The organism is Rhodococcus sp. NPDC127527, assembly GCF_042672245.1.
In the GTDB taxonomy this organism is placed as follows: Bacteria; Actinomycetota; Actinomycetes; order Mycobacteriales; family Mycobacteriaceae; genus Rhodococcus_G.
Window position 1 is genome coordinate 64,666 of record NZ_JBHXVP010000017.1, and the last position, 13,393, is coordinate 78,058.

Here is a 13,393-nt window from a genome sequence, read left to right on the forward strand (position 1 = left end):
GACCAGCAGCTAGTGCAGAGGCGGAGGTTCTGACTAACGCCACGCACGCCATGTAGAAAGGCAGAACAGGTTGAGCACTAGTCCAAATCGGTCGATCTTCGGTGTCGTTCGGGAGTCGAACGACGGCGAGCGGCGGGTCGCGCTCGTCCCGAAAACCGTTGCGGCTCTGGTCGGCAAGGGCCTCGACGTCGTCGTCGAGTCCGGTGCGGGGCTCGGGGCGCTGATCCCCGATGAGCTGTACAAGGAGGCCGGCGCCACCATCGGTGACGCCTGGACCGCCGATGTCGTCGCCAAGGTCGCCGCGCCGTCGGACGCCGAGATCGGCAAGCTCCGGTCGGGCCAGACGCTGATCGGTTTCCTCGCGCCGCGCAACGCCGACAACCAGATCGGGGCGCTGGCCGCCGCGGGGGTGCAGGGGTACGCCGTCGAGGCCATCCCGCGTATCTCCCGTGCCCAGGTGATGGACGCGTTGTCGTCGCAGGCGAACGTCGCCGGCTACAAGGCCGTGCTCGTCGCCGCGTCCGAGTCCACCCGGTACTTCCCGATGCTCACCACCGCCGCGGGCACCGTCAAGCCGGCGACGGTGCTGGTGCTCGGTGTCGGTGTCGCCGGCCTGCAGGCCCTGGCGACGGCGAAGCGGCTCGGTGGCCGGGTCACCGGCTACGACGTGCGTCCCGAGGTCGCGGACCAGGTGCGCTCGGTCGGCGCGCAGTGGCTGGACCTGGGCATCGACGCCGCCGGTGAGGGCGGCTACGCCCGGCAGTTGACCGAGGCCGAGCAGGCCCGGCAGCAGCAGGCGCTCGAGGACGCCATCAAGGGCTTCGACGTGGTGATCACGACTGCGCTGGTGCCCGGTCGCCCGGCGCCGCGCCTGGTCACCGCCGCCGCGGTCGAGGGCATGAAGCCCGGCTCGGTGATCGTGGACCTCGCGGGCGAGACCGGCGGCAACTGCGAGCTCACCGAGCCGGGTCGGACCGTCGTCAAGCACGGCGTGACGATCTGCTCGCCGCTGAACCTGCCTGCGACGATGCCCGAGCACGCTTCCGAGCTGTACTCGAAGAACCTGTACGCCCTCGTCGAGTTGATGCTCGATGGCAGCGGCAGCCTCGCGCCCGACTTCGACGACGAGATCCTCGCTGCCGCGTGCGTGACCCGACAGGAGGTGTCGGTGTGATGTCCCGTCTCGTTCTCACACCCATCGCGTACGTGTTGACGTTCGCGATGCTGCTCGCGGACAAGTTGCTCGGTATCGAGCTACCAGAGTTGTTGGAGCTCAATGCTTCCGATTCGACGATTGCCGAGGTCTGTTGATGTACACCGAACTGTTGGCGAACATCGCGATCCTGGTTCTGGCTGGGTTCGTGGGCTTCGCTGTCATCTCCAAGGTGCCGAACACGCTGCACACGCCGCTGATGTCGGGCACCAACGCCATCCACGGCATCGTGGTGCTCGGTGCGCTGGTGGTGCTCGGTCACCTGCCGGGTGACGCGCCGTGGTCGATCAAGATCATCCTGTTCGTCGCGTTGGTGTTCGGCACCCTGAACGTCGTGGGCGGTTTCGTGGTCACGGACCGCATGCTGGCGATGTTCAAGCCGAAGAAGGACACCCCCAAGCCCGCCGACGCAGTCGTGGCGGCCGAGAAGAAGGGGGCTGACGCCTGATGGGCTACCTCGTCTCCATCCTGTACATCGTCGCGTTCGCGATGTTCATCTACGGCCTGTCGGGCCTGACGGGCCCGAAGACCGCGGTGCGCGGCAACTACATCGCGGCGGTGGGCATGGCGATCGCGGTGATCGCGGTGCTGATCGACGTCCGGGACACCGACAACTGGGGCCTGATCGTCGGTGGTCTGCTGGTCGGTGTGGTGCTCGGTGTGCCGCCGGCGTTGAAGACGAAGATGACGGCGATGCCGCAGCTGGTCGCGTTGTTCAACGGTGTGGGCGGTGGCACCGTCGCGCTGATCGCGTGGGCGGAGTTCCTCGACTCCGACGGCTTCACCACCCTCGCCGATGTCCCGTCGTCGCCGGTGATCGTCGGGTCGCTGTTCGCGGCGATCGTCGGGTCGGTCTCGTTCTGGGGTTCGCTGGTGGCGTTCTCGAAGCTGCAGGAGCTGCTGAACAAGAACGTGGAGAAGGTGTTCGTCGCCGGCGCGAAGGCGTTCCAGCTCGCGAACATGGCGTTGGCGGTGGTCTCGATCGGCTTGGCCGTCTACATCGGTGTGGGCGCCGACGGCGACCCGCAGTCGCCGTGGCTGATCGTCGGGCTGCTGGTGGCGGCCGGTGTGATGGGCCTGTTCGTGGTGTTGCCGATCGGCGGCGCCGACATGCCCGTCGTCATCTCGCTGCTCAACGCGCTCACCGGCCTGTCGGCGGCGGCGGCCGGTCTGGCGCTCAACAACCAGGCGATGATCGTGGCCGGCATGATCGTCGGCGCGTCCGGCACGATCCTGACCAACCTGATGGCCAAGGCGATGAACCGGTCGATCCCGGCGATCGTGTTCGGCTCGTTCGGCGGCGGCGACGCCGGTGGCGCGGCCAGCACCGCCGCGGGCGGCACCGTCAAGGCCACTTCCGCCTCCGATGCGGCGATTCAGATGGCGTACGCCAACCAGGTGATCGTCGTGCCGGGCTACGGGTTGGCGGTCGCGCAGGCGCAGCACGCGGTCAAGGAGATGGCGAGCATGCTCGAGGAGCGTGGTGTCGAGGTCAAGTACGCGATCCACCCGGTCGCCGGCCGCATGCCCGGGCACATGAACGTGCTGCTGGCGGAGGCGGACGTGGAGTACGACGCGATGAAGGAGATGGACGACATCAACGGTGAGTTCTCGCGCACCGACGTCGCCATCGTCATCGGTGCCAACGACGTGACCAACCCGGCCGCGCGCAACGACCCGTCGAGCCCGATCCACGGGATGCCGATCCTCAACGTCGACGAGGCTCGTTCGGTCATCGTGCTCAAGCGGTCGATGTCGTCGGGGTATGCGGGCATCGACAACCCGTTGTTCTTCGCGGACACCACCTCGATGCTGTTCGGTGACGCGAAGAAGATGGTCTCCGAGGTCACCGAGGAACTCAAAGCCCTCTAGTCGCTCGATGGGACGAATGTTCCACAGCAGTAGACGATTTCAGGTTTGGAGAGATGGGGCAGTGGAGCTGATCGGAGTCATCGACGCCGGCACCATGGGTGCCGGCATCGCCGAGGTGTGCGCCAAGGCCGGAAGCGACGTCCTGGCGCCCGAGACCAGGCAGGAGTTCGCCGACGCCGCGACCGGGCGGATCGCCGCGACGCTCTCCCGCCGCGTCGCCAAGGGCAAGATCACCCGGAGTGTGACTGCTTCAACAATCCGGCTGTCCGGCGCGTGAGCTGTGCCTCATTCCTGTGACCTCGACGTCCGTCGGGGAGGTGGCGGTCCCTTAGGCTGGACGGCCGTGTCGGCAGCAGCGCGGAATCAGGACGTGGGTGTTCGTGAGGCAGCCTTGCCGATCCCCGCTCCAGCGCCTGTGTGGCCTGCGCTGCTGGCGGTGCCGCGCCTGGGCCGTCGGTGGCCGGGGGTCGTGCGGGCCGGGGTGACGGTCGCGCTGCCCGGGCTCGTCGGCGTCGCATCGGGCTTCGGTTCGGCGTCCGCGATCGCGACGCTCGGTGCGTTCGCCGTCGTCTACGGCGAGGGCCGCCCCTATCGGGTGCGCTGGCGCGCGGTCGGGATCGTCGGCGCCGTGCTGGTCGCTCTGGCCGGCATCGGCGCCGTTGTCGGGTCGCGCGTGCACGGGGCCGTCGCTGCGGGCGGATCCGCGCTGTGGCCGATGGTGGTCGTGCTGACCATGACGGTCGTGGTGGCGTCGTGCGCCTTCGTGGTCGACGCCCTGCGACTCGGTGCACCCGGCGCCTTCCTGATGCTGTTGACCCTGGAGATCGCGTCCGTCCTGCCCGCCACGGGTGTGTCGGTGCCCACCGTCGTCGGGTGGACGGCGATCGGCGCGGGCGCGGCACTGACCGTGTCGATGTGCGGTGCCCTGGTCCGCCCTCGCACCCCGGAACGCGCCGCCGTCGCGTCCGCGGGGGCCGCCGTCGACGCGGTCCTGGACCGGAACTCGCCGTCCCGACGCCGGGAGGCGGTGCGGTCCCTGCATGCCGCGTGGCAGTGTCTGTACGACGCGAACCTCGTTGCGACGCAGCACTCGCTGACCAGCACGTTGCGAGCATCCCACCTGCGGTGCGCGAACGCCCTGCACGTGGTGGACCACGATGAGGCCGTTCCGGAGGACGACCTGCAGCCTCCGGTTCCGTTGCGGCGTCCCTCGATTCGCTACCGCCTCGTGCGGGCCGCACACCGCCGGGGTCGCTCGGTCACCGTTGTCGTGCGACTGCTCGTCGCCTGCCCCGTGGCGGGTCTGACCGCGGTCGAACTGGGCGTGGGCCGGCCCGACTGGGCCGTGATCACCGCTGCGATGATCCTGCACCAGGGGCCCGATCGGATCCTCGGAACGTACCGGGCCGCACACCGATTCGCCGGCACCGTGCTCGGGCTCGCGGTGCTCGCCGGTCTGTCGCAGCTCGACCTGCGGGGTGCCGCGCTTGTCGTCGTGTTGGCGCTGATGATGGCCGGGACCGAGGCGTACCTGGTCCGCAACTACGGTCTCGCGATGGTGTTCATCACCCCGCTCGCGATGATTCTCGGCGGGCTCGGTGCCCCTGCCGACCTGGTCGGGGTCTCTCGGGACAGGTTCTTCGAGACGGTCGTCGGGGTCACCGTCGCCGTGGCAGTGTTGTGGGGTGTGCTGCCCCGCGCGTACCGCCGGATCCTGCGCGACGCGGACGGTCACGTCGCAGGGATCCTGACCCGGATCGCCGACACCGTCGATGGCCATTCCCTCGCCGAATTGCGTCGCGACCTCGAGTTCGACCTGCACGCATCGACGGCGGCCGCGATCACCGCCGCCCACACCGACCCCGCCTGGACCCGTGAACGCTGGCCCGACCATCGCCGCCTGCACGAGCTCGGCTACCGGATCCTCACCTCACAGCGGGTACCCGTGGATACCTGAGCGCCGGTCAGCAGGGCTTGCCGGCCGGGCTTCGCTCGGCGCTCCGTGACGAGACCGCCCCGGCATACATCGGCCAGACCGGCAATGTGGGCGGGCGACTCCAGCAGCACGCGAAGAGCAAGGACTTCTGGACGCGCGGGGCGGTCGATCAGACACGCGAGCGGCGATATCCTGAACGGGCATCGCCAGGGTGGTGAGCATGTTCGCCCGGCTGTCGGGGGTCACCGGGTGGCGAAGGGTACGTACCCGATGACCGACAGCGATCCGCTCCGAACACAGCGTGACGTGGCCGCCGCGGTCGCGGACGAGCTGGGTGCGGTCGGGTTCGGCGAGGCCGAGGAGATCGGGCGCGGCGGTTTCGGCGTGGTGTACCGCTGCACCCAGCCCGCCCTGGAGCGGACGGTCGCGGTGAAGGTGCTCACCGCCGAGTTGGACGATCAGAACCGGGAGCGGTTCCTGCGGGAGCAGCGGGCGATGGGCAGGCTGACCGGGCACCCGAACATCGCGGGGGTGCTGCAGGTCGGGGCCACCGATTCGGGTCGGCCGTATCTGGTGATGCCGTACTACCCGCAGGGGTCGCTCGACTCCCGGATCCGGCGGCACGGTCCGCTTACCGCGCCGGAGGTGCTTCGGCTGGGGGTGAAGATGGCCGGGGCGCTCGCGGCCGCGCATCGGGCCGGGATCCTGCACCGGGACGTCAAGCCGGCGAACATCCTGATCACCGACTACGGCGAACCGGTGTTGGCGGATTTCGGTATCGCGCACATCACCGGCGGGTTCACGACCGCGACCGGCACGATCGCCGGGTCGCCGGCGTTCACCGCCCCGGAGGTGTTGGGCGGGGATCCGCCGACGGCCGCCGCGGATGTGTACGGGCTCGGCGCCACCCTGTTCGCGGCACTGACCGGGCACGCCGCGTTCGAGCGCCGCAGCGGCGAGCAGGTGGTGGCGCAGTTCCTGCGGATCACCAGCGCGCCGGTGCCCGACCCGCGCGAGCACGGTGTCGACGACGACGTGTCCGCGGTGATCGAGCACGCCATGACCCGCGCACCGGAGGACCGGCCCTCGGTGGTCGCCCTCGGCGAACGGCTCCAACAGTTGCAGGCCCGCAGAGGGTTCCCGGTCGACGAGATGGCACTGCGCGCCGAACCGGGCACCGCCCGCCAGACGAGTGACGCGGCGGCGCCGGTGCCGCTGATCACCGGCCGCGCGCCCTCGACCGGTGTGGGCTCGGCGAGCGGCAAGGGGAATCTCCCGGAGGAGCTGTCCACGTTCGTCGGCCGCCGCACCGAGCTGGCCGAGGCGAAGCAGCTGCTGGGGTCGTCCAGGTTGGTGACGTTGACCGGGATCGGCGGCGTGGGCAAGACGCGACTGGGGTTGCGGGTCGCGGCGAACGCGCGCCGGGTGTTCGCGGACGGGGTGTGGCTGGTCGAGTTGGGCGAGTTGCGCGACGGGGCGCTGGTGGTGGACGTGATCGCCGCCGCGCTGGGGCTGCGTCCGCAGTCGACGCGGCCGCCGCGCGAGGTCCTGGTGGATTTCCTGGCGCCACGGGAGCTGCTGCTGGTCCTCGACAACTGCGAACAGGTGGTCGGGGCGGCGGCGCAGCTGGCCGAGGCGCTGCTGTCGGCCTGCCCGAGGCTGCGGGTCCTCGCCACCAGCCGCGAGGCCTTCGGTATTGGGGGTGAGGCGGTGCTGCGGGTGCCCCCGCTGACGGTTCCGGATCCGAACGATTCGTCGCTGCAGGGCCTGCCTTGTTACGACGGGGTCGGTTTGTTCGTCGAACGTGCCGCCGCCGCACTTCCGGGGTTCGAGCTCACCGAGGACAACGCGGCCAGTGTGGCGGGGATCTGCGCGCGGCTGGACGGGCTGCCGCTCGCGATCGAGCTCGCAGCGGCGCGGCTACGGGCGCTCTCCCCGGAGCAGATCCTGCAGAGGCTGACCGACCGCTACACGCTGCTCGCCCGCGGCGGCCGGGGCGCACCGACCCGGCAGCAGACCCTGCGCCTGTGCGTCGACTGGAGTCACGAGTTGTGCACCCCGGCCGAACAGCAGCTCTGGGCACAGTTGTCGGTGTTCGCCGGCAGCGTCGAACTCGACGCCGCCGAACAGGTCTGCCGGTGCGATATCGAGCCCGACGACCTGCTCGACGTGCTGACCTCCCTGGTCGACAAGTCCATCCTCATCCGGGAGGAGTCGGGCACCACGGTGCGGCTGCGGATGCTCGACACCCTGCGCGACTACGGCACCGAGAAGCTGCGGGAGTCCGGCGAATTGACCGACCTGCGGCGGCGGCACCTGCACTGGTACCGGCAACTGGCGCGGGGCGCGGAGGCCGGGTGGATCAGTGCCCAGCAGCTCGACTGGATCGCCCGCCTGGGCCGCGAACAACCCAATCTCCGGGAGGCGCTGGAATACTTCCTCACCGACTACGAGGACTCCGACTCCGTGGTGGCCTTCGCGTCGGACCTGCAACCGTTCTGGTTCGCGCTCGGCAGGTTCGCCGAGGGACGTCACTGGCTCGACCGCGCCCTCGGCGTCCGGCCCGAGAGCGCGTCCGCGGTGCGTGCCAAGGCCTTGTGCCGCAACTGCCAGCTGGCCGAGGTGCAGGGAGACCTCGCCGCGGTATCAATGCTGGTCACCGAGGCGAGGACCCTCGCCGAACGCACCACGGACCCGGTCGCACACGCGTTCGCTGACTTCACCGAGGGCCTCCAGGACCTCCTCATCGGCGACCTTGCCCGCGCACGGGCACGATTGAAGGGAACTTACGACGTATTCGTCGCGCAGGGTGATCTCTTTGCGCAGGTTTCGGTTCTCCTCACACTCGGATGGGCCTGCGAATTGAAGCGGGACACCGCGGGGGCGCTTCAGTGCTACGAGGGGGTTCTCGCGATCACCGAATCCCACGGCGAATCGGTGTATCGATCGCACACGCTGTGGGCCACCGCGGTCGCCGCGTGGCACCAGGGCGACCGCGATCGTGCACTGCGACTGCTGCGGCAGGGACTTGCACTGGTCCGGCGGCGGAAGGACCCATACCTGGCCGCGACGTGTCTGGATGCACTGGCCTGGATCGTCTCCGCAGAGGGCAACGCCCGGCGCGCCGTCGTGCTGATGGGTGCGGCGGAGGCCCAGGGCGCGGTGGCGGGCAGCTCCACCGTGGTGTTCCCGAATCTGCTCGTCGATCACGACGAGTGCGAGCGGAACACGCGCCGGGCGCTCGGCAGACGGGGGTTCGAGGCCGCACACCGCGAAGGCGGCTCGCTCGATCTCGACGCCGCCGTCGCCTACGCCCTCGGCGAGGAATCCGCCACACCGCCGGCCACGGGCCCCTGGGCGGAGCTGACCAGGCGGGAGTGGCAGGTGGCCGATCTCGTCGCCGAAGGGCTGACCAACAGGGCGATCGCCGCCCGCCTGGTCATCTCCCAACGCACTGCCGAAGGACATGTGGAGCACGTCCTGTCGAAGCTGGGCTTCACCTCCCGGGCACAGATCGCCGCCTGGGTCGTCGAACACCGGAGACGGTGAACGAGTTCCCGACCAAGGTGACGCCATGTGCACGATACGCCAGCGATGGGGAACCCGGTCCAATGCGCTTCTGCCAGTGGTGGGTTGGTGCCGATCTGCCACGAGTCCGGCACGCTCACGTTGGCGGCGTAATAGCCCGCCGGGTCCCCTGAATACGCATAGGCAGAGACCGCGAGTACCAAGGTCGTGGCGCAGGCTCCTGTGATGCCGAGCTTTAGCAATCGGCTGCGCAATTACCCACCCCCTCAGGACGTGCCGACGACTTCGATTGCTGAAGCCTAGGGGAGTGGTTCCGCTGCTCCCGCAGTAGTGTCTCCTGGCGCGGCCGACGGACGGTTGTCGCCTCCCTCGCTTTCGAAGTCGTCGACTCGTGGCTGGCGAAGTGCAAGCGCGCCAACGACAGTGAGCGCTCCAAGTGCCAAAGCCGGGTATGCGGTTGCTCGCCGGGATCGCAGCTTGGTGGTGCACTCTGTGGTGTACGCGGGGTCGAAGAGCAGCTTCGATGCGTGGGCCGCGGCGATAGTGCCGGGAAGTGCAAGTGGCGTGTCGTGGAAGCGCGGGGCGAAGACACTCCCGCACCTGAGGTGATACCCGCCGATGTCTACGGCGTCGAGCTCGAGTGGCATTGCCAACCCGCCGACTCCGACGAGCGCGATGATCGTGCCTGTGTACGCGACGACCGTGCTCGGCTTCATGAGTACACCACTACCAGATGATTTTCGCGGCCTGCGACGCCTGGCACCAATGGTTGTTCCTGCGGTCGGCAGTCGAGGCGATCAGGACTGCGACGAAGGGGATCGGGTCGCGCTCGGCCGGTGTCGTGAGGGTGATCCCACCAGATTGCTCGTCGCATAGTTCGACCCGCGGTGAATGACTACGTGCCAGACTCGACTGCTGAGGGGAGGTTGGTGGAGATGCGACGTCGAGACAGCGCCAAGGCCGAAAAGGCCTCACCGCCACGGCCGCGGAAGCGCACGCACGAAGAACTGACGATGTACGGCGGGGCCGGCGCATCGCTGCTGAACGGTGACGCACCCGAGACCGCAGTGGGTAAGGGCATCGCCGCTCGTGGGTATGCGGGGGCCTCGAAGCAGAGCTTTGAGTATCACGTTCGCTGGCGTCAGAAGGTCTCATCGACGCACGGGTTCTGGCGGAAGCTCAAGGTCATTGTGATCGGGTAGCGACCAGATCAGCCATCGGCACGCCAACGGTGCGCCTCGCTGTCGACGGACACGGCCGTGGTGTCGCCCGTTTGGCGGCCTCGCCAACCCGGTTGTGTGGCTTCGGCTTATGGCTCGAGTCTTCGACATTCCGGTTCAATTTCGCTTCGTTCAAGCCGAATGCGCTGCCGTTGCTGAGCACTGAACCTTCTGACCTGCATCGCGAGGATGGCGTCGGCACCTGTTTCCGTCACCCCGAGCAGTTCCATGACGGCCTGTCGGGCTGCATGGTCATCGGATGCATCTGCCACGGCCGCGATCAGCTCTTCGCGGCGGTCCAGACCGGCCGAGATTGCGGTGACGATTTCGAGTCGTTCATTCATCTTGGCCAGGAGCTCTCCGCGGCCGGGTGGTGGATCTTCGCTGTGCTTTACACCGTCGGCTAGTCGATCCTCGATCGATACCCGCAAGCTCGACCGCGGCGGTATTCTTCAGCGCAAGGTAGCCCCGCGCCCGATGGCGTCGCCCATCGGATCGTCGAGTGCGTCGGGTTTGCACGATGATCGCCGAAACGGCCAATCGCACTCTTGCTGTGTATGTCCCCGGATGGATCCTCGATGACCGCGCGTTCGCACCACCTGCTCGCGGTGACGTCGTCGAGGTCGTACTGACCTTCCACCTCACCGGCCAGGCGCCCTCACCATGTCAGCAGACCGTCCGGGCAACCGTACGGCCGGTGTTCGGACACACCCCCTACAGCGACCCGGACGGCGGACTGAGGTGGCCGCACGAGGTGATCGGTGACGGATGGTCCGCCGAGTGGTTGTCCGACCGGCCTCTGACGGGACGAGTCGACCTCACCGGCAGACTCTTCGTCGATATCGGCTCGCGACGGTCCGACAATCCCGTCCCGGTTCGCGGCAGGGTTCGGCGGGTCCAGCTTGTCGAGCAGCGCATCGAACACAGCGGCAGTGGGTTGCGCGCCGTGGACGGCACCGAGCGACTGACCGAGGTCGAGGCGACCCCGGGCCGCTTCTGGTCCAACTGGGACACGCCCTCAACCGAGGACCACTTCGAGGAGGTGGGCGTGCTGCTCGACCTGGACCTCGACGACGTACCGGCCACCGAGGGGGAGTTCGTCGCCGGCGCGGTTTCCGTCGACGGACCCGACGTGTGGGTGATGGATCGGTCGAATCCTGTCCTGCTGCACCTTGATACGGGGTCCACACCACCGCGAGTCGTCGAGTACCTGCTGCCGCTGACGATCGAGCCGCCGACCGACCAGTGGACCCGCAAGGTCCACGCCGACCGCGACGGGTGCTGGATCACCTCCCGATACGAGGTGTTCCGATGTGACCGTGCCGGGGACGGAACACTGACCATCGAACGTGTCTGTGCCGAGGGCGGTCGCAGCGTCGTCGTAGACGGGCGACTGTTCCTTGTCGGCTCCACGTATCCGATGCTCAGCATTGACCGCAGGTACGGTGCGGTGCGCGTCGAAAGCGATGCTCACCCGGTGCGGATGCTCGACGGCACGCGGCGGCTGATCCCGGTCGATGATCCGGCCACCGTTGCCCGGGTGACGGCTCAGCCGCGACGTGCCGACAAGGCGCTCGGTGCCGACGACACTGAATGGGTCGCCGTCGTCGACCTCACCGCGCAGTCTCCGGGCGGCACGCGCCGGCGAATCGATCTCGATGCGCGCACCCGTGGCGCGGTGCACTGGATTCGGCCGGATCCGTATGCCGATCCCGCGAACGCGGACATCGTGGCGAGGATCTCGGTGCCGCCACTGCGTCCGGGGCCGACCGAGTAGAGGCGAGTCGGTGACCAGCCTGGCCAGAACCGGCACCCTCGCCCAGTTTGATTGACCGGAAGACGCCCGGGCTGGCTGCGAGATAGTCGGGCTGCTCCGCAGGCGCGGGCGGTGACAGCTTCCCGCTGTCCATCCCCGGCTTGTTTGAGGGTGGTCCGTTTCCCGGACGCGGATCGGACTGGGGGAGTAGCGACGGATGTGACTTCAAGCGATAAGTGGCGCGGTTCCGATGACCGAAGGTCATCGGATATCGCAAACTTCGCTGGTCGACGCCGGTTGGACTCGACCAGGTGATTCATGGTCGGGGTCACCCGGTGCGGACGTAGGCTGACAGCATCCTTGGGCTGGCACCGGTGTTCGGAACCGGGAGCGGGCCACCGGGCAGGGAGGTCCGTCGATGAGACAACGTCACCGACTACGCCGAGCATCCATCGTCGCCGGAGCCGGCGCAGCACTGCTTCTCGCGGCACACCCTGCCGCCGCCGCGCCGACCGACACCGTCTTCCCCATTCCCGTCGCCGGTCTCGCGCTCAGCCTCGGTTCGAGCGAACCCCCGAGATCGGGCTACACCTACGTGACCGCCACCACCGATCCTGACACTCCGGGAGTGACCCGTTTGGGGCCGGACACCGGTGTCCACGTCCACTGGCGAAACATCTCCACCGGTGCCGCGGGTGTCGCATACCTCGGCAACCGCGGCGGCACACCGGTCGAGACCGGTTCCGGGACGGTGGTCGCCGTGGCCACGGCGCCCCAGCCCGATGGAATCTTTTTCCGGATACTCGTCAGCACACCCGGCGCCGGTGTCTGGACGGTCCCCTGACCGACCCAGCAGCCGCACCCGGACCGTGGCTGGAGCTGCTCGCGCCGCCGGAGGGGGCCTCACCAACACGGCCGCACGGCGGCCGCCGGCACCCACTGCCGACACGCCTGTTACCAACGTCCTGACCGGGTAGGTTTAGATCGGGTGGGGTCGACGGGTTTGATCAGCCGTCTGTCGATCCTCGGGGCCACGAGTACCAGGCGACGCCGCAGAAGGCGGCCAGCATGACCAGGTCGGCGACGAACGCGATCGGCGTCGACCTGGTGACGCGGGCCACGGGAAACGCGACTGCCGCGGCGCACACGAGCGCGGCGCACCACTCGGGCGTCAGCCTCGTCCGCCACAGCATCACGCCGAGAATGAGCAATGCGAAGGGAAATGTCGGACCGGCGATCAAGAACATGATCGTCCCGGCCAACGGATAACTGTCGAACGCTGCGAGTGACGACGAGTCGTTCACGCCGAACACACTCTCGAAGAAGCCCTGCAGTCCGAATGCGACGGTGCCGAACATTCCGATCAACACGAGCAGCATCCACAGTCCCGATACGACCGGCAGATGCGGGCGGAGACGGATGTACTCGCCGATCAGTCCGTACACCCATGGCACGGTCGCCACGGCGATGAGGATTCCGCCGGTGACACCGTAGTGCCCGTCGACCCAGAACAGCGGTGACAGTGCGAAAATCGCCGGTCCGACCACGAGTCCGAGGGTCTCCAACCTTTGAATGACCACGGTCCGATGGTAGCCAGGAGGCGTCGGCGTCGGGCGCATTGCTGTACTCGGCGATTGCCGTGTCCGTAACGCGTCACGCACCGATGCGCGTCGTGATCGTCGAGGAAATGGTCGCGCATGAAGAGTTCATGCTCGATGCTTTGCGCCGGCCATCTGGCACCGATTCACTCCAGCTTCTGAATCGGCAGCCGAACATTATCGCGGTCCTTGTGCGGCGGCGAAGGTCTCCCATTCCAACTCTTGCTCAAGGGTTCCTCTCACACTCTCCGGGGGCTAGCCCGACCAGAC

At 68.2% G+C, this 13,393-nt stretch carries 11 protein-coding genes and 1 pseudogene; 11 read left to right on the forward strand and 1 reads right to left on the reverse strand.

Features of this window, described 5'->3' with window-relative positions; translation table 11 throughout:
• Positions 1-70 precede the first annotated feature (70 nt).
• The 11 genes and pseudogenes from ACFVH2_RS22380 (at position 71) to ACFVH2_RS22430 (ending at position 12,369) form a co-directional block, all read left to right on the forward strand.
• Positions 71-1,174 (forward strand): Re/Si-specific NAD(P)(+) transhydrogenase subunit alpha, encoded by a 1,104-nt coding sequence (locus ACFVH2_RS22380; RefSeq protein ID WP_378427011.1) that lies wholly within the window; start codon positions 71-73, stop codon positions 1,172-1,174.
• Positions 1,174-1,311: a hypothetical protein gene (locus tag ACFVH2_RS22385; protein ID WP_378427009.1), complete on the forward strand. Its 138-nt coding sequence runs from the start codon at positions 1,174-1,176 to the stop codon at positions 1,309-1,311. The genes ACFVH2_RS22380 and ACFVH2_RS22385 overlap by 1 nt, the downstream gene beginning before the upstream one ends.
• The gene (locus ACFVH2_RS22390) at positions 1,311-1,661 is read left to right on the forward strand and encodes an NAD(P) transhydrogenase subunit alpha (protein WP_378427007.1); all 351 of its coding nucleotides are present in this window, start codon (positions 1,311-1,313) and stop codon (positions 1,659-1,661) included. The genes ACFVH2_RS22385 and ACFVH2_RS22390 overlap by 1 nt, the downstream gene beginning before the upstream one ends.
• Positions 1,661-3,085 (forward strand): NAD(P)(+) transhydrogenase (Re/Si-specific) subunit beta, encoded by a 1,425-nt coding sequence (locus ACFVH2_RS22395; protein WP_378427005.1) that lies wholly within the window; start codon positions 1,661-1,663, stop codon positions 3,083-3,085. Before ACFVH2_RS22390 ends, ACFVH2_RS22395 begins: the two co-directional genes overlap by 1 nt.
• Positions 3,086-3,146: 61 nt before the next feature.
• Positions 3,147-3,344: pseudogene (locus ACFVH2_RS22400) on the forward strand (3-hydroxyacyl-CoA dehydrogenase NAD-binding domain-containing protein); the annotation flags it as partial.
• A gap of 177 nt (positions 3,345-3,521) precedes the next feature.
• Complete coding sequence (locus ACFVH2_RS22405) at positions 3,522-5,042, forward strand: FUSC family protein (RefSeq protein ID WP_378427128.1); 1,521 nt, start codon at positions 3,522-3,524, stop codon at positions 5,040-5,042.
• A gap of 249 nt (positions 5,043-5,291) precedes the next feature.
• The gene (locus ACFVH2_RS22410; RefSeq protein ID WP_378427003.1) at positions 5,292-8,570 is read left to right on the forward strand and encodes a protein kinase; all 3,279 of its coding nucleotides are present in this window, start codon (positions 5,292-5,294) and stop codon (positions 8,568-8,570) included.
• A gap of 908 nt (positions 8,571-9,478) precedes the next feature.
• Complete coding sequence (locus ACFVH2_RS22415) at positions 9,479-9,751, forward strand: hypothetical protein (RefSeq protein WP_378427001.1); 273 nt, start codon at positions 9,479-9,481, stop codon at positions 9,749-9,751.
• A gap of 29 nt (positions 9,752-9,780) precedes the next feature.
• Entirely contained in the window at positions 9,781-10,176 is a 396-nt protein-coding gene (locus ACFVH2_RS22420) for a hypothetical protein (protein WP_378426999.1), read from the forward strand.
• A 290-nt stretch (positions 10,177-10,466) separates the two neighbouring features.
• The gene (locus ACFVH2_RS22425; protein WP_378426998.1) at positions 10,467-11,546 is read left to right on the forward strand and encodes a hypothetical protein; all 1,080 of its coding nucleotides are present in this window, start codon (positions 10,467-10,469) and stop codon (positions 11,544-11,546) included.
• A 397-nt stretch (positions 11,547-11,943) separates the two neighbouring features.
• A complete protein-coding gene (locus ACFVH2_RS22430; RefSeq protein WP_378426996.1) occupies positions 11,944-12,369 on the forward strand; it encodes a hypothetical protein in 426 nt (141 codons plus the stop codon).
• 163 nt (positions 12,370-12,532) lie between these two features.
• Here the strand turns inward: ACFVH2_RS22430 and ACFVH2_RS22435 are convergent, their stop codons facing one another.
• On the reverse strand, positions 12,533-13,105 hold the full coding sequence (locus ACFVH2_RS22435; RefSeq protein WP_378426994.1) for a hypothetical protein: 573 nt from the start codon (positions 13,103-13,105) through the stop codon (positions 12,533-12,535).
• Positions 13,106-13,393: the final 288 nt, after the last annotated feature.